13 protein-coding genes are annotated in these 15,252 nt (G+C 71.5%); 10 read left to right on the forward strand and 3 right to left on the reverse strand.

Annotated features, from left to right (window positions below; all coding sequences use genetic code 11):
* Positions 1 to 31 precede the first annotated feature (31 nt).
* On the forward strand, positions 32 to 718 hold the full coding sequence (locus FEF34_RS37030) for an SAM-dependent methyltransferase (protein ID WP_171053234.1): 687 nt from the start codon (positions 32 to 34) through the stop codon (positions 716 to 718).
* A 43-nt stretch (positions 719 to 761) separates the two neighbouring features.
* Positions 762 to 1,361: a TetR/AcrR family transcriptional regulator gene (locus tag FEF34_RS37035; RefSeq protein WP_171053235.1), complete on the forward strand. Its 600-nt coding sequence runs from the start codon at positions 762 to 764 to the stop codon at positions 1,359 to 1,361.
* Positions 1,362 to 1,539: 178 nt separating this feature from the next.
* Here FEF34_RS37035 and FEF34_RS37040 read toward each other — a convergent pair whose 3' ends face one another.
* A complete protein-coding gene (locus FEF34_RS37040; RefSeq protein ID WP_138057067.1) occupies positions 1,540 to 2,181 on the reverse strand; it encodes a cyclodehydratase in 642 nt (213 codons plus the stop codon).
* Between the two features lie 490 nt (positions 2,182 to 2,671).
* On the opposite strand from FEF34_RS37040, the gene FEF34_RS37045 reads away from it, so the two are divergent.
* The 5 genes from FEF34_RS37045 to FEF34_RS37065 all read left to right on the forward strand — a co-directional run bounded on the left by FEF34_RS37045 (position 2,672) and on the right by FEF34_RS37065 (position 8,360).
* The gene (locus FEF34_RS37045; protein WP_234042895.1) at positions 2,672 to 3,505 is read left to right on the forward strand and encodes a GTP cyclohydrolase I FolE2; all 834 of its coding nucleotides are present in this window, start codon (positions 2,672 to 2,674) and stop codon (positions 3,503 to 3,505) included.
* Positions 3,506 to 3,685: 180 nt separating this feature from the next.
* The gene (locus tag FEF34_RS37050) at positions 3,686 to 5,197 is read left to right on the forward strand and encodes an MFS transporter (protein ID WP_138057068.1); all 1,512 of its coding nucleotides are present in this window, start codon (positions 3,686 to 3,688) and stop codon (positions 5,195 to 5,197) included.
* Positions 5,198 to 5,249: 52 nt separating this feature from the next.
* Positions 5,250 to 5,627, forward strand: a complete 378-nt coding sequence (locus tag FEF34_RS37055; RefSeq protein ID WP_138057069.1) for a 6-pyruvoyl trahydropterin synthase family protein — start codon at positions 5,250 to 5,252, stop codon at positions 5,625 to 5,627.
* 779 nt (positions 5,628 to 6,406) lie between these two features.
* Positions 6,407 to 7,060: a response regulator transcription factor gene (locus FEF34_RS37060; RefSeq protein ID WP_138057070.1), complete on the forward strand. Its 654-nt coding sequence runs from the start codon at positions 6,407 to 6,409 to the stop codon at positions 7,058 to 7,060.
* A gap of 94 nt (positions 7,061 to 7,154) precedes the next feature.
* Complete coding sequence (locus tag FEF34_RS37065) at positions 7,155 to 8,360, forward strand: sensor histidine kinase (protein WP_138057071.1); 1,206 nt, start codon at positions 7,155 to 7,157, stop codon at positions 8,358 to 8,360.
* A gap of 200 nt (positions 8,361 to 8,560) precedes the next feature.
* On the opposite strand, the gene FEF34_RS41670 is transcribed toward FEF34_RS37065, so the two are convergent.
* The gene (locus tag FEF34_RS41670; protein WP_171053236.1) at positions 8,561 to 8,992 is read right to left on the reverse strand and encodes an ATP-binding protein; all 432 of its coding nucleotides are present in this window, start codon (positions 8,990 to 8,992) and stop codon (positions 8,561 to 8,563) included.
* Positions 8,993 to 10,015: 1,023 nt separating this feature from the next.
* Here FEF34_RS41670 and FEF34_RS37075 point away from each other — a divergent pair.
* Together FEF34_RS37075 and FEF34_RS37080 are read left to right on the forward strand one after the other, a co-directional pair.
* Positions 10,016 to 11,206 (forward strand): YcaO-like family protein, encoded by a 1,191-nt coding sequence (locus FEF34_RS37075; protein ID WP_138057073.1) that lies wholly within the window; start codon positions 10,016 to 10,018, stop codon positions 11,204 to 11,206.
* Positions 11,203 to 13,338 (forward strand): TfuA-like protein, encoded by a 2,136-nt coding sequence (locus tag FEF34_RS37080; RefSeq protein WP_171053237.1) that lies wholly within the window; start codon positions 11,203 to 11,205, stop codon positions 13,336 to 13,338. The genes FEF34_RS37075 and FEF34_RS37080 overlap by 4 nt, the downstream gene beginning before the upstream one ends.
* A 287-nt stretch (positions 13,339 to 13,625) precedes the next feature.
* Here the strand turns inward: FEF34_RS37080 and FEF34_RS37085 are convergent, their stop codons facing one another.
* On the reverse strand, positions 13,626 to 14,498 hold the full coding sequence (locus FEF34_RS37085; RefSeq protein WP_138057075.1) for an aldo/keto reductase family oxidoreductase: 873 nt from the start codon (positions 14,496 to 14,498) through the stop codon (positions 13,626 to 13,628).
* Positions 14,499 to 14,627: 129 nt separating this feature from the next.
* Between FEF34_RS37085 and FEF34_RS37090 the strand changes: the two genes are divergently transcribed.
* The gene (locus tag FEF34_RS37090; protein ID WP_138057076.1) at positions 14,628 to 15,074 is read left to right on the forward strand and encodes a winged helix-turn-helix transcriptional regulator; all 447 of its coding nucleotides are present in this window, start codon (positions 14,628 to 14,630) and stop codon (positions 15,072 to 15,074) included.
* Positions 15,075 to 15,252 lie beyond the last annotated feature (178 nt).

The following is a 15,252-nucleotide window of genomic DNA, read 5'->3' on the forward strand; positions in this document are numbered from 1 at the left end:
TTCGCTTGATCCCATTCCCGCTGGAGGAACTGTGACCCACAACACCGGCCACGCTTGCGGCACGCACGACAGTGGCCACGCCCACGCCCACGGGCCCGGGGCGACCTCGTACCCGGACTTCGAGTGGGACGATCTCTACACCGGCGACGGAAGCGACACCTCCGATCCCGACCCCACGCTCCTCGCCCCGGCCGACGACCTCCCTCCGGGTAGGGCCCTGGACCTGGGCTGCGGTTCCGGCGGCAACGCCCTCGCGCTCGCCGAACGCGGCTGGCGCGTCACCGGAGTGGACCTCGCTCCCCGCGCCATCGCCTCCACCCGCGCCGGCGCCTGTGCCCGCGGCCTCGACGGCCGGGTCGAACTGGCCGTCGCCGACAGCGCCACCTGGCAGCCCGAGGTGGCCTACGACTTCGCCGTCAGCTCCTACGCCCTGCCGCCCCGCGGCCCGGCCCGCACCGCGACCCTCGCCGTCCTGGCCACCGCACTCGCTCCTGGCGGGACCCTGGCCCTCGGCGAATGGGACGAGGAGGCCTGCGACTGGGCCGAGCCCGGGGACCTGGTCACCCTCGCCGAGCTGACCGAAGCCCTCACCGGACTCGGCCTGGACGTCGTGCGCGCCGAACGGAGGGTCGTGCCGAGGATCCAGCACCCCGGCGAGGACCACGCGGTCATCGTCATCGCCCGCAAGCCGCATGACACCCTGGAGGCTTCCGGCTGACCGGCCACCGGTCGGTCGGCCAACCGACGACGTAGGAGGGACCGTGCCCGCGGACAAGTCCGCCCCCGCCCAGCCCACCGGCCGCTTCCAGCCCCCGGACGTCCGCCGCCGCCAGATCCTCGACGCCACGGCCGCACTGCTGCTGGACGACGGCTACGAGGCGCTGACCGTCAGCAGGGTCGCCGCCCGCGCCGGGGTCGCCAAGGGCACGGTCTATCTCTACTTCGGCTCCAAACAGGAACTCCTCGCCGCCCTCCAGGCGGAGATGTGGGACCGCGTGCTCCAGCAGCCCACCGCGCTCCTGAAACAGCCCGGCTTGACCTGGACCGAACGCCTCGACGGCCTCGTCGCCGCCTGGGTCGCCGCGGAACAGGACCACCACGAGCTCTACCACCGGCTCTTCCACGAACCCGGCGGCAGCACCGAGGAACCCATGACCGCCGCCCGCGACCTGCTCGTCACCCTCCTCGCGGAAGGCCACGCGGCAGGTGAGTTCGACGTCCCCGACCCCGAACTCACCGCCGACTTCCTCACCCACGCCTATGCCGGCCCCTGTCACCACACCCGGACCGACACCGACGTGACCACCGCCGTGCAAGGCCTCTTCCGCCGCGTCGTCGCCGCCCACCCGGCGGTGCCGTGAGCCGCCCCCCACCGCGGACTGACCGTCGAACCGCGCGACCGTCAGGTCCGCACGGGGCGTGTGCGGGCGGTGCGCTCGGTTGCCGCGCCCGCCCGTCCGCGCCCGGTGCGCCCGCCCCGACCTGGTGGTGACGCGGAAGACGCCGAGGGCTCCGGTGGCCTCCCGTCGGCCTCCCGGGTCAGCCGATGGCCGTGGAGGTGAGCACCGGGTTGGGGGAGGGGTAGCAGGCTGTCGGCACGCTGACGGTGACGAAGAGGATCGGCACGCTGGCGGTGAAGGTGAGGCCGGGACTGCTGTAGCTGGAGCCGGCGAGCCGTGTCTCGACGGCCCCGCCGGATGTCCCGGCAGTCAGGTCCATGGTCAGCGCCGGCAGGGTGAAGGATCGCCCACCGCCGATCGGTCCGGGCACCGACATGACGATCTCCCCGCCGCTCACGCTGACGGTGGGGGTTCCCGAGCCGATTCCCGAACCGCCGGTGAGGCGGGCGCCGGTCAGTGTCGCGTTGGTCGGGAGGGGGGCCTTGAGGGTGATGTTCTTGATCGACTTGACCGTGTAGCCGCTCACCGACCCGGGGACGGTCATCGGTTCGGGGGCCAGCGTGACGGAGAGGGAGCCGCCGGGCGTGACGGTGTCCGGCGCGCTGGCGTCGACACCGGCGGAGAGGTCGAACGTCTGTGCGGAGCCGATCGGCGGGCTGGCCTGGCAGGCCATGTCGAGGGTGGTGCCGGCGGCCGAAGCGGGGCTCATGGCCAGGCAGGTGAGTGCCAGAGCCGCAGCCCCTGCCATCGGCAGGCGTAAGTGTGCTGGTCTCTGTGTCATGACCGTCCTCCTCGGGGTTCGGGTGCACGTCGAGCGGAGCGTCGGCGTGCGGCGTGTCGCGTGCATGACAGCACTTCCAGGATGTGATGTACAGGGCTGTGCGTCCGCCGTCGTCCTCCCGTCCTCCCGTGCCGGCCCCGGCGCTCCGCGGCACCCGGGGCGGCGCCGGGAACCGCTGTCCGTACGGCGCGGTCCGCCGACGGCACGGGCCCGGTCCGCGGCCGGGCGGACAGAGGTCCACGGCGCGCGGGCCGGGCGGCGTTCGCGGTCCGTCCGCGCCCACCCGGGCCGGTGGGAGTCCGCTCGTGCGTGCCCGGTGTCCTCCGGCCGGGGGAAGGCCGTCTCAGGTGACGGGGTGGCCGATCGACGGTATGCGGAGCCGACGCCGGGCGTGAGCCTGGAGTGGCACTCACCCGAAGCCTCTGGACGAGAGGGGGGAACCGCAGTCCGGTTCCGGCACCTCGCCCAGACCCCACGAAGGGACAGGCCGATGCTCCGAACCCGCGCAGGCGACTCTCACTCGCCCTGCCTTGCTCCCGCTGCCACGGCCGGCGATCTGCACGACGTCCAGAGCGAACGAGACGGGCGCGGCATCGAGATCGACCAGGTCGGTATCAGTGGACTCCGGTACCCCGTGACGTTCGACGACGGCGACCTCCGCCAGCAGGGCATAGCGGACGTCATGGTCGCCGCACGGCTGCAGCACGACCGCCGAGGCACGCACATGAGCCGCATGGTCGCGCTCGTGCACGAGTTCCTCCAGGACTTCGACCCGAGGGCCGTCGGCACCGTCCTGAAGGCCGGCGCGGCAGCCCTCGACACCCCCGGACTCTCGATGCACCTCTCGACGAGCATCGCCCGCGAGGTCGTGGCGCCCGCCAGCGGAATCCCGTCCTGGGCCGTGCACGATGTCCTGTTCGCGATGCACTGGGACGCGGGTCTGGTGCGTCTGGACACCTCCGTCACCTGCGAAGTCACCAGTCTGTGTCCCTGCTCGAAGCACATCTCCGACTACGGCGCCCACAACCAGCGCAGCGAGGTGACACTGCGTGTGACGGGCGAAGGGGACTCGGCGTACCCGGCCCGGGTGCGCGAGCTCGTCGGCCTCGCCACCGCGTGTTCCTCGGCGCCCGTCGTCCCACTGGTGAAGCGCCCCGACGAGCGCGTGCTGACGATGCAGGCCTACGACAACCCGGTCTTCGTCGAGGACATGGCGCGAGAGGTGTCCGCCGCCTGCCGCAGCCGCGACCTCGCCCACCGGGTCACGGTGAGGAACCTGGAGAGCATCCACAGCCACGACGCCGTCGCCGTGGTGAACGGCTGACACGCCGCCCGCCGCCGCTCGGTCCGAGCGACGGCGGCCACACAGAGGTCCGAACGTCCCGGGCGGTGTGCCGACCGACCGCGACGGGCGCCGGACCCCCCGACGGCCCCTTCCGACGGAGCCTGTGCCGTGGCCGGAAAGGCTCACCGGCATGTGTCGGATGATCCGAGGAGATGTCAGATGGATCGGCCCGCCCGCGCGTTTCCCGTGCCCACGGCCCCACCCGCCCTTCCGCCCGGGCGAGGACGGGCGCCGTCGTCCGGGCCGGCTTCGCTGCGGACGCCGCTGGCGATACTCACCGCCGCACAGTTCCTGGTGATGTTCAGTGCGTCGAACATCAACATCGTTCTCCCGGCCATCGGCGAGACCATGGACCTGCTGCCCGTGGACCTGTCCTGGGTCGTCACCGCGTATGTGCTGGCCATCGCCGCCCTGCTGCTCCCGGCCGGAGCGGCCATGGATATCACCGGCCGGCGCAGGCTTCTCCTGACCGGGCTGGCCGTGCTCTGCGGCTCGTCCGCCATGGCCGGCCTGGCGGGCGGTGCCGGAACGCTGATCACGGCGCGGGCACTGCAGGGAGCCGGGGTCGCCCTGGCGGAGCCCGCGGTGCTCTGTCTCCTCCTGGCCCTCGTCCCCGAACCCCGCAGGAACAAGGCCCTCGGAATCCTGGGAGTGGGTGCCTCGCTCGGCGGTGGGACGGGAGTGCTGCTGGGCGGGCTGCTCACCGAAGCCGTGGGCTGGCGGGGCATCTTCTACGCGACGTCGGCCCTCGCTCTGCTACTCGCCCTGGCGTGTGCAGCGGGTGTACCGGCCGACGCCGGGAGCGGCCGCAGGCTGTCCCGCCACGATCTGAAGGCAGCCGCCCTGATGCTGGTCGGGCTGCTCGCCCTCGCCTACGGGATGACCGAGGCCGGGCGCTCCGGCTGGACGCGCCCCGCCGTACTGCTGCCGCTGGGCGTCGGCACCGTACTGCTCACGGCCTTCGCCGCTTCCGAGAAGCGCAGGGATCGTCCGCTGCTGCCCCTCCGTGTGTTCTCCACAGGACTCGTGGGTCCCGCAAACATCGCCATGGCCGTCCTGGGAGCGGTGATCACGGGAATGTTCTTCTTCCTCTCCCTGTACCAGCAGCAGATCCTCGGCGACGGCCCGAAGGCCGCCGCCCTGTGCCAGATCCCCCTCTCGGTGGCCGCAGCCCTCGGTTGCACACTGGCGCCCCGGCTCGCGCGACGCGCAGGTCCGCGTACGGCCCTGGGGATGGGACTGGCCGCACTGGCCGCGGGGCTGCTCTGGCTCGGAGGAGTGCCGGGGGAGGGGACCTTCCTCCAGGAGGCCATGGCGCCGTCACTCCTGATCGGCGCTGGGCTGGGTATCGCGTTCGTGCAGATCACGCAGGCTGCCACGGCGGGGGTACCGCATCAGGACTCGGGGCCGGCCAGCGGCCTGGTGACCACCGCGAGAATGATCGGAGGGGTGTTCGGCCTCGCGCTGCTGACCGGCCTGGCCGCTTCCAGGACCGCCGCGGCCGACCCTCTCGCCTCCGAGGTCCGGGCCCTGCACGAGGGCTACCAGGCGACGTTCACAGTCCTCGGTCTGGCCGTCCTCGCAACCGCGCTCTTCCTTCTCGCGGTCTTCGTCCGTCGTCGGCGCGCACCGAGAGGAGCGGCCCCGGCCCCGGGGAGCGGACCGGCGTAGCCGTACTTCGCTCCCGTTCCATGATCCGTCAAGTACCAGGCAGGAGTTCACCATGCTGACCATATCCAAGGAATTCCACTTCTCCGCGAGCCATCAGCTCGATCGGTTGCCGGAGGGACATCCGTGTGCCCGGATGCACGGACACAACTACATCCTCGTCATCGAACTGACGTCTGCGCCGGATGAGCTGACGGATGCCGGATTCGTACGCGACTACCGGGACTTGGCCGAGTTCAAGGACTGGATCGACTCCGCTCTGGACCATCGCCATCTGAACGACTGCGTCCCGGGCCGGAACCCGTCCGCGGAACAGATAGCGATGTGGGTGCACGAGACGTGGTCGCCACGCATTCCCGAACTCAGCGCCGTGCGTGTGTCGGAGACCCCGAAGACCTGGGCCGAGTACCGACCGGTGAGCGAGGGGAGCTGACGTTTCGTCAAGGTACGCCGGCCTCCTCATGCGTCCGGGCCCGGGCCGCACCCGGATCGCTGCAAGCCCGGGCCGTACGCGTCCCTCCGGTGCGGTGAAGGCACCCGACCGGCGACGTGTACGCGTCCCTCCGCTCTTCGTCCTCCGTTTCCGGGCCTGGGCTGCCACCGGAACCGGCCGTCGGCACCGGTGACGTGGGCCGGAGCGGTGTGCCGGGCAGCCGTGAAGGGGTGCAGGTGCAGGTGCAGGTGCAGGTGCAGGACGGCGGACTCGGAAACTCCTGTGGGCATGTCGACGGGGCGCGGAGCGATCCGCCTCGGCCCCGGTGGCAGTCCGCCGAGCCACTGTGAGGACGCGCCGATGACATGTACGCCGATGCTGAGGGCTGTGGCCCGCCGTGCCGGGAGGCCGATCCCCGGCTGCCGGGGATGCTCGCGGACCTGTGCGAAACGTGGGGCGACGGCCTGGCTCCGCCGGTCATGACGGGCGCGCTGGAGCGAAGCCGACAGGACGACGTGGCCGTCTCCCCGCCCCACCATGGTGAGGACCCGCATGCCGGGCGGGACTCTGCACGGGGTCACTCTCGGTGACCGGCAACGGCCAGGAGTACATGTCCCTGCTTCCGCCCCGTACCGCGTCGACGACGGCTCGGCCCCGTCGGCGGCCGAGCGGGCCGGGGAGACCGCCTGCCGGTGTGGACCACGGTCCGGGGGCGGCAGGACAATGAGTCCAGGCCCGTGGTTCCGAGCGGGCCACAGGCGGACAGGACGGTGTGCCGCATGCGTACACAGGAGACCCGCGTACGTGTCGTCGTCGCCGACGACCACCCGATATACCGCGAGGGCATCATCCGAGCACTCGGCCAGAGCGGACTCATCGAGGTCGTGGCCGAGGCCGGGGACGGTGCGGAGGCCCTGGAACACATCCGCACGCACCGGCCCGACGTCGCGCTCGTGGACTACAAGCTGCCGAAGTTGGACGGCCTCGCCGTCGTCCATGCCGTTGCACGGGACAACCTGCCGGTGCGTGTGATCGTCCTCTCCGCCTACACGGAGGACTCCGTGGTGTTCCGGGCCGTCGAGGAGGGCGCCGCAGGCTATCTCGCCAAGGACGCCACGCGACGCGAGATCGTCGACGCCGTGCTGAAGGTCGCCCGGGGCGGGACGGCGCTTCCGCCGGACCTCACCAGTGGCCTGATGGAGCAGGTCCGGCTCCGGGCCGCCGCCGGCGAGGACCGGGTGCTCCTCAGCGAACGCGAGCAGCAGGTGCTGCGGGCCTTCGCCGAGGGCAAGAGCGTCCCCCAGATCGCCGAGGAACTGTTCCTGGCCCCCAGTACGGTCAAGACCCACACCCAGCGGCTCTACGAGAAGCTGGACGTCGGTGACAGGGCCGCCGCAGTGGCCGAGGCGATGCGCCGTGGCCTCCTGGAATGACCGTGGCCCTCTGGTGGGCCGCGGAGACAGGTTCGTTCCGGCAGGTGCCGCGTCCCGTCGGCTGCACGGGCGCACGGCTTCCACGGCCCGGGCCGTGGAAGCCGCGCAGGATCTCAACGCGGCACGGTTCCAGAGTCTCGTGCGTCTGCTGATCGTGGCTCTGCTGGTCGTGCAACTCGTACTGTTCCCCCCACTCGAGAACGAGGGCGCATGCAGAGCGCTGGTCGCGGGTTACACGCTGTGGGCGGTGTTCCTGACGTGGGCGGCCTGGAGCGGCAGCCGTCCGTTGCCGCAGCCCTGGCGCCTTCTGCCGTTCGACCTGGTCGTCCTCGGCGCGATGCTGGCGATGGCGGGAGGCTTCGCCACCCCACCCGGCATCAGGCCCCTGGTCGACGACGCCTTCTTCCTCATCCCCGTACTCGCCGCCTTTCAGACTTCGCCACGGGTGACGGCCGCGATGACCGGCGCTTCCGGTCTGGCCTACCTGCTCGCCGCGCAAGGGGCCGGGACGGGCGCCGGATGGGGCCGGACCGCCCTGCTCGTCCTGAGTCTGCTGCTGCTCGGAGCCGTCTGCACCGCGCTCACCCGGATCCAGCGGGACCGGGTGAGAAGCGTGGGGGTGCTTCTGGAGAGGAGCCGCGAGCTGCTGGGGCAGGCCATGGACGCCGAGGAACGCGAGCGCCGCAACCTGGCCGAGGCACTGCACGACGAAGCGCTGCAGGACGTGCTCGCCGCACGCCAGGACCTGGACGAAGCACGTGGGCCCGACCACCGGGAAGCGCTGGACCGCGCCGACCGGGCACTCAGGGAGGCGGCGCGCAGGATGCGTTCGGTCGTCGGGGAACTGCACCCGGCAGTCCTCGAGCATCGGGGCCTGGCCGAAGCGGTGCAGAACCTCGCCGAGGAGGCCGCGCAGCGCGGCGGGTTCGACGTCCGGGTCCACCTCACCCCCGTGCCGCCCTCCCCTTACGAGTCCATCGCGTTTGCCGCGGCACGGGAACTCCTCCACAACGTCGTGAAGCACGCGGAGGCAACGGAGGTGGAGGTCCGCCTGGAAGCCCGGGAGGGACTCCTGCGCCTGCGGGTGGCCGACGACGGGCGGGGGCTGCCACCGCGGGCGCCGGACGAGAGCGTGCGCAGCGGCCATATCGGCCTCGCCTCGCTGCGTGTCCGGGTGGAGACGGTGGGGGGACGCTTCCGGCTGGAACCGCGTGATCCGAGCGGTACCGCGGCGACCGTGGAGATTCCGCTCGAGCCGTCCGCCGCTGCCGACATGACTGACCCTGCCGAGGGCGACTGACGGCATTGCCTCCCGGCCGGCCGGGCCGGACGCCACCACGCGCTTCCGCATGGGCCGACCCCGCCGGTGTTCGGGGAGGGCCCGCAGCCTCCCGGCGCCGCCGGACGTGGGACCGCGGGGAACAAGCCTTATGAGGACGGGTCCCGCACGGACGGGTGCGGGGGAGACCGCCGGGTGGGCCACGGCGCCGGGCGCAGCCCCTATGGACGGCAGCACTCCCGTGACGTGGTGGCGCGGATTTCGAACCAGATCCTCTTGCCGTGTTCCTGCGGGTCCGTTCCCCATGCGCTGGCCAGCGCCGCGACGAGAAAGAGGCCACGTCCGCTCTCCGCGTCGAGGGGAGGTGTCCCGGGCTGCACTCGGATGCCCGAGTCCGCGGTGTCCGTGATCTCCACGCGCAGGCCCCCGCCGGTTCGACGCACGCAGACCTCGCACGGCTCGTGCGTGTGCTCGACGGCATTCGCGACGAGCTCACCGGTGAGCAACTCGATCGTGGACAGCGAGCCGTCACCCAGTGACAGGCAGAGCGTATGGGCGAGCTCGCGGACCAGGCGACGGGCCGCCGGGACCGCATCCAGGGCGGGCCGGACATCGAACTCGTGCCGCGGAGGGGAGAGTGTGGTGGAGGACATGATGTGGGCCTTCGAGCGGTCCGGGTGCCTGCGGTGGAGTGCGGTGTCGGCCTCGTCGGGTGTCCGGTGAGGGCACCGCGTTCGTATGCGGACGTCCGGTTCGGGTTTGTGGGGGAGCGGGAACCCGGCCGGGTCCGACCCCGCCTCGCGGGTGGAGGCGGGTCGTGCCCTGAAGGCCGGCTTGTTCGCGCGAACCGCCGTCGCAGTGAGGGTGGTGGCCGCATCTTGCGAGTGGTGGTATCGCTTCCGCAGTGATGACGCTATCGACTGCCGCGGGCTGCCCCTGTCGGCCGATCGACCCCCTCGGCGGCTGATGGACGGTGTCCGTTCATCGAGGTGGCTGGATCCCACCCGTCCGTGGCCGGTCCGGCTCACCACGGGCGTCCAGGACCTTCGTCGCATAGCCCGCCCAGGCGAGGCTTGCGGCGCCGCCTCGGCGCTGAACGGCTCCCGTGCCGGGCCCTGTCGCCTTCGCACCGTGCCCGTCGCGCTGCGGTCGTCACCGCGGCCCGGGGTCTTCGACGGTCGACCGCGACGCCGGCGCCCCGCCGGCGGCCTCGGCCCCTCCCACCGGGCGGCTCCGGGGCCTGTCAGCGGTGGCAGGAGGCTTCGGACGGCCCGCGGACCGCGGTACGGACCACGCCGACCGCCGGGCTGACGGGGACGCACGGGCACGCGTCTCCGCTGGGCACCTCCCAGCAACCACATCCACCGGTCGGCGGACACCGTACTCCACCCGTGCTTGCGTCCCTTGGGGGAGCACACCCTCCTCGTTCGCACGGCAACGTGGACACCAGGGCGGAGGGACGTCCTCCCGCTCACCGCACACACAGAAAGGACGAGCGCATGAACCACGACGAGGTCTTCGCCATGTTCGACGAGCTGGATGCGGCCGTTGCCAAGGCACTCGGTTCCGGCACCTTCGTCGCCTGTTCCGCAGAGTGAGAGCTGACGGTGCTGCGGGACGGGCTGAGGACCGTCCCGCAGCACCGTCGCCATCCAGGCACCCCGAGGAGGGAGACCATGACCGCTGTGCTCGACTTCGCCGCCCCGCCGCACCGCTGGAGTGCGGTGTGGCAAGGCACCCATCGGACCGTCCCGCCGGAGGAGACCTGGCAGCGCCTGCAGCCGTTGCTGGGCACGGTCGGGATCACCAGGGTCGCGGATGTCACGCTCCTGGACGACATCGGCCTCCCGGTCTGGCAGGCGATTCGGCCGAACGCCAAGAGCCTGTCGGTCTCGCAGGGCAAGGGCGTCACGCATGAGCTGGCCCGGGTCTCCGCGGCCATGGAATCCTTCGAGCTGTACTGCGCGGAGGAACCCGCCCTGGAGACCGCCGTGGCCAGCCCGGCCCGGCTGGCCACCGAACTCACCTACGACTGGGCCGAACTGCCGCTGCTCGGAGGGCATGCGCTGCACTCCGGCACGCGGATCCGCTGGTGCCCCGTCGAGGACCTGACGGCGCGCACCGGTACCTGGGCTCCGCTGGAGTCGGTCGTGGTCGACCTCCGCATGCGCGCGTCCTGGGCACCGCCGGCCGTTCGGACCAGCAGTAACGGGCTGGCCGGCGGCAACAACCTCGCCGAGGCGACACTTCACGGGCTGCTGGAGGTCGTGGAGCGGCACTCCCTGGCCGTCACCGCACGTTCCGGTGGCCCCTGGAAGTCAGCCGTACGGGCCGAGCCGGACGGTTCGGGGACGGCGTCCGCGGTGCTGGAACGACTCCTCCAGGCCGGAGCGGTCGTCGAGATCGCCGATGTCACCTGCGATCTGCGGGTGCCCACCTTCGCGGCCCGCGTGTGGTCCCCGTCGGTGCCCTGGTGGTTCTCCGGCTCCGGTACCCACCCCGACGCCGACGTGGCACTGTCCCGGGCTCTCACCGAGGCCGCGCAGTCGCGACTGACCGCGGTGGCGGGGGCCCGGGACGACATCGGCGTGTTCCACTACGACTTCGCCGACACGGCCGGAACCCCGGCTCCGCAGCCGGGGAACGGTGGCGCGGCGACCCCTCGGGTAGCCGAACTGACAGGGGCTCACGGCACGGCGCCGACCGGTCCGCGCGACATCGACGCCGACCTGGAAAACCTCCTGGACGTCGCGGCGCGCCACGGCACCACCGTGCTCCGGGCCGATCTCACCGTACCCGCGTACGGCATCCCCGTGGTCCATGTCGTCGCGCCGGGGCTCACCTTCGACACTGGAGCATGGGCATGACGCACACATCGAGGCTCGTCGTCACCGCCGGGCCGACCATCAGCGCAGACGACGTGCGCCGCGTACTGCCCGAGGCAGAGGTCCGCGGTCCGGTCGCAGCGGACCAGGTGCTGCGGTGGGAGTGGGACGCCGGGGACACCCTGGTCGTGATCGACGGCGTCTTCCTGCAGTCACGCGCGGTCCGTCACAAGGAACTGCTCGCTCTCCTCGACCGGGGAGTGACGGTGTACGGCGCCTCCAGCATGGGAGCGCTACGCGCGGCGGAACTCGAGGCGTTCGGCATGCGGGGCGTGGGGGAGGTGTTCCGCGGCTACCGCGACGGCGTCCTGGTCGGCGACGACGAGGTGGCGCTGACCCATGCCGACGCCGAGTCCGCGTACCGGCCGACGAGCTGGGCCCTGGTGGACCTGCGGGACACGGCCGGCAGAGCGGCCCGGGAGGGAGCCATCGACCAGTTGACCGCCCGCACCATCGTCGAGGCGGCCAAGAGCCTTCCCTTCACCGCTCGCGACGACTTCACCATTCTCGAAGCCGCCCGGCAGCGGGGCTGCCGGGCGGCCGCACTGGATTCCTTCCGTGCGTACTGCCTGGCACAGGGCCCGGGCGTCAAGCATCGCGACGCCCTCAGCGCGCTCGCCGCCGCAACGCCCACGTCCGACACGGGTGCGGCCCACTGCTCCCCGTCACCCGCCGGCCTGCGATACCGGGGAGCCCCGGTACGGCTCGCGACGACCACCCATCTCCGTCGCTGGACCCCGACCTCGACGCCGTCCGCGGCTCCGGAGGGGGAACGCGAGGCCGCAGGGCCGGAACAGGGGCGGCCGCGTGACGACGAGGTCCTGACCCAGCTTGCGCTCGACTGGCCCGAGTACCCCGCCTTCCAGCGCAGCGTGGCGGCCGAGTGCCTGCTGCTACAGACCCTGCCGCAGCCGAACAACGGCGCAGTGGCCGAGCAACGGCGCACGCTGAGCAGCATCGTGGACATCTCCGAGCACGACCCGACCCACCTGGCCTGGGAGCCCCTGGCCCGGGCTCTGGGCCCCCGCCTCCCGGACCTCGGACTGCCGTCGTCCCCGAGCGAGGCCGGAGACGCCCTCACCCTGCTCCGGGACACCGAGCGCGACCAGCCGTGGGACACGGCGGGCCCCCTCCTCGCCGTCCGGCTCTGGCTCGGTGACCCCAGGGTCGACTGGAGAACGCCACTCGTCGAACGGCTGCAGACGTGCCCCGCCTACCACCGGGCGCTCGCGGCACTCGCCGACGCACGAGCCGAAGCCGGACCTCCGGTCAACGATCCCACGGTCCTGCGTGACGTGTGCCGCTCGGTGCTCGTCCGCTGGGGCGTCCAGCAGCCGAGTGACATTCCGGCGGTGCTGCGCGACCACGGCTTCACCGACATCGACGCCATGGTCAGCGCCCTCCGCACACACCCGCGGAGCGCCGCGAAGGCATCCGGAACGAGGAAGGCGGAGGCGACGCAGGCCATCCCGCACGTCGACCACAGGGCCGCCCGAGCCGATTGGGAGCGGAACGGCCGGGTCCTGCTGCCCGCCGTCCTGGACGCCGAGCGGGTGAAGGCCATGGCCACCGAGGCGCACGAGCAGATCGGCGAGGCCAGCCTGTACGAACGGGACGACGTCGTATGCCACCGGGACGGCTCGTTCGCGTCCCCGGCGCACTACAGCCTTCTGCCGGCCGGGCCGCTGCTCCGACAACTCGCCTTCGACGAGGAGTTGCTGACAGCACTGCGGGAGGCGACTGGAACACCCCGGCTGGTACCGCAGGGCGGCTCGGTGGTCGTCTACCACCACGGCGACTTCCAGGGTCTGCACACCGACACGGCCGGGGCGACCGTCACCGTGGGCATCGCCCTGAGCGAACGCCTGCCGCCGATGTGGTGGGCCCCGTCGCTGCGCGGCGCGGCGCCCGACGACCTGGCCAAGGTGGTCGCCGACAAGGGCTTCTGGCCCGAGTGCGCCGGGTTCGAGCGGCTGAGGCACCCGCCCGCCGACGGCAGCGTGTGCGCGTTCGCCGGGAGCACCATCCCACACTGGCGCACCCCCTACTCCGGTGAGGAGGCGGGCCTGCTCGCCACCCTCTCCTACACGGACCCACGAGGCGGCCCACGGTAACGCCGCCGCAGACGGGGCCGGCTCCGCGCACGTCCTGTGGCCGCGCCCGCAGCGCGACGGTTGGTGGTCTCCCTGCTCGGACCGTTGCCGGGTGCGGGCGTGGCGTCAGCGGTGCGCGTCGCGCAACGGGCGGCGGAAACGTCGGAGTCGAACACCTCCCGAGCGCTGAAGTCGTCCGGGTGAGGGCGAGTAGTCCTGCTCCGGCCCCGGTCACGGGAAGGTGACCGGGGCCGGAACCTGAACGGTGGCTTCGGTCGTGGCTCGTGGGCCGTTCAGCTCTGGGGCATTCAGCGGCCGATGCCGTCCAGCTCGGTCAAGTCCTCATGGACGAGGGAGAGCCCTGCGCCGGCGATGTTCTCGCGCAGGTGCGCTGTCGATGACGTGCCGGGGATGAGCAGGATGTTCGGTGATCGCTGCAGCAGCCAGGCCAGTGCGACGGACATCGGTGTCGCCTTCAGTCGAGCGGCGACCGCCGAGAGCGCCGAGGACTGAAGCGGGGTGAAGCCCCCGAGGGGGAAGAAGGGCACGTACGCGACGCCGTCGGCGGCGAGCCGGTCGATGAGCTTGTCGTCGTGGCGGTGGGCGAGGTTGTACATGTTCTGCACGCACACGATCGGCGCGATGCTCTGTGCCTCGGTGACCTGCTCCTCGGTGGCGTTGCTGACCCCGAGATGGCGGATCAGGCCCTGCTGCCGGAGTTCTGCGAGCGTCTCGAACGCCTCGGCGAGCGAGCCGGGCTGGGGGCCTTCGGCGTTGCCGAGTCGGAGGTTGACCAGGTCGAGTACGTCGAGCTGGAGAGACGTGAGGTTGTCGTGGACCTGGCGGCGCAGATCTTCGGGTCGCCGGGTCGTGGGCCAGCCGCCCTGTTCGTCGCGGGTCGCGCCCACCTTGGTCACGATGTGCAGCGACTCGGGATAGGGGTGCAGTGCCTCGCGGATCAACTCGTTGGTGACGCGCGGCCCGTAGGCGTCGCTGGTGTCGATGTGGGTGATGCCGAGGTCGGCCGCTTCACGCAGAACGGCCAGGGCACCCTCGCGGTCGGCGGGCGGCCCCATGACCCACGGGCCGGCCAGTTGCATGGCGCCGTAGCCGAACCGGGTGACGGTGAGGTCACCCAGAGTCCAGGTGCCGCCGGGAGGGGAGAGGGAGGGTGTGCTCATCTTGCTGCCTTTCGTCGTGCACTTGGGGTGGCATCTGCTGCTTCCCTGCATCAGCATTGGAGAGAAACTTCCTGTCGGGAAGTAGGCACTTTGGAGTGCGTAACCACCCATCGGTGAGAGGTGCGATCAGTGACGACGACGAAGGCGGCCCGGAAGAGGGCTCAGGCCAAGGTGGAGTACAACGCCTTCCTGGCAGGGTGCCCCAGTCGGCAGCTGCTCGACCGAATCTCGGACAAGTGGGTCGTCCTGATTCTGTGTGCGCTGGGCAGCGGCGACAGCCCTGACCGGCCCGGTGCAGCACACGCAGACGCTCCGAAGGCGATGCGTTACTCCGAGATCTCCCGGATTCTGGCCGGGGTCAGCCAGAAGATGCTGACCCAGACGCTGCGGTCACTGGAGCGCGATGGTCTCCTCACCCGCACCGCGACGCCAACCGTCCCCGTCACCGTCTCCTACGAGCTGACCGACCTCGGCCTCTCGCTCCACCGCATGACGCGCGGGCTCAGGGACTGGGCGCAGACACACATGGCCGAGGTCCTCGAAAACCGCGACAACCACGACGCTCGCACCTTCTGACGACTCACATCCAACCGTCCAACAAGTCTGCATTCTCGGCGCTGCACTCTCGACTGCGAAGAGCCTCTGTGCAGGACAGCTCTTGGGAAACGCGACGGAGGACGGCAAACAGCGCGTCAGGGACGTGGCCCGTCCCTGACGCGCAATCACCTGCGGCTGCGCGGTGTCTGATGGAGGC

Source organism: Streptomyces marianii (assembly GCF_005795905.1).
GTDB classification, from domain to species: Bacteria; Actinomycetota; Actinomycetes; order Streptomycetales; family Streptomycetaceae; genus Streptomyces; species Streptomyces marianii.

What these genes read in the sequence shown, in the direction of transcription:
- FEF34_RS37075 (WP_138057073.1), top strand. Translation starts at nt 10,016, where the DNA reads ATGACCGCTGTGCTCGACTTCGCCGCCCCGCCGCACCGCTGGAGTGCG.
- FEF34_RS41670 (WP_171053236.1), bottom strand. Translation starts at nt 8,992, where the DNA reads ATGTCCTCCACCACACTCTCCCCTCCGCGGCACGAGTTCGATGTCCGG.
- FEF34_RS37055 (WP_138057069.1), top strand. Translation starts at nt 5,250, where the DNA reads ATGCTGACCATATCCAAGGAATTCCACTTCTCCGCGAGCCATCAGCTC.
- FEF34_RS37040 (WP_138057067.1), bottom strand. Translation starts at nt 2,181, where the DNA reads ATGACACAGAGACCAGCACACTTACGCCTGCCGATGGCAGGGGCTGCG.
- FEF34_RS37085 (WP_138057075.1), bottom strand. Translation starts at nt 14,498, where the DNA reads ATGAGCACACCCTCCCTCTCCCCTCCCGGCGGCACCTGGACTCTGGGT.
- FEF34_RS37050 (WP_138057068.1), top strand. Translation starts at nt 3,686, where the DNA reads ATGGATCGGCCCGCCCGCGCGTTTCCCGTGCCCACGGCCCCACCCGCC.
- FEF34_RS37045 (WP_234042895.1), top strand. Translation starts at nt 2,672, where the DNA reads ATGCTCCGAACCCGCGCAGGCGACTCTCACTCGCCCTGCCTTGCTCCC.
- FEF34_RS37060 (WP_138057070.1), top strand. Translation starts at nt 6,407, where the DNA reads ATGCGTACACAGGAGACCCGCGTACGTGTCGTCGTCGCCGACGACCAC.
- FEF34_RS37080 (WP_171053237.1), top strand. Translation starts at nt 11,203, where the DNA reads ATGACGCACACATCGAGGCTCGTCGTCACCGCCGGGCCGACCATCAGC.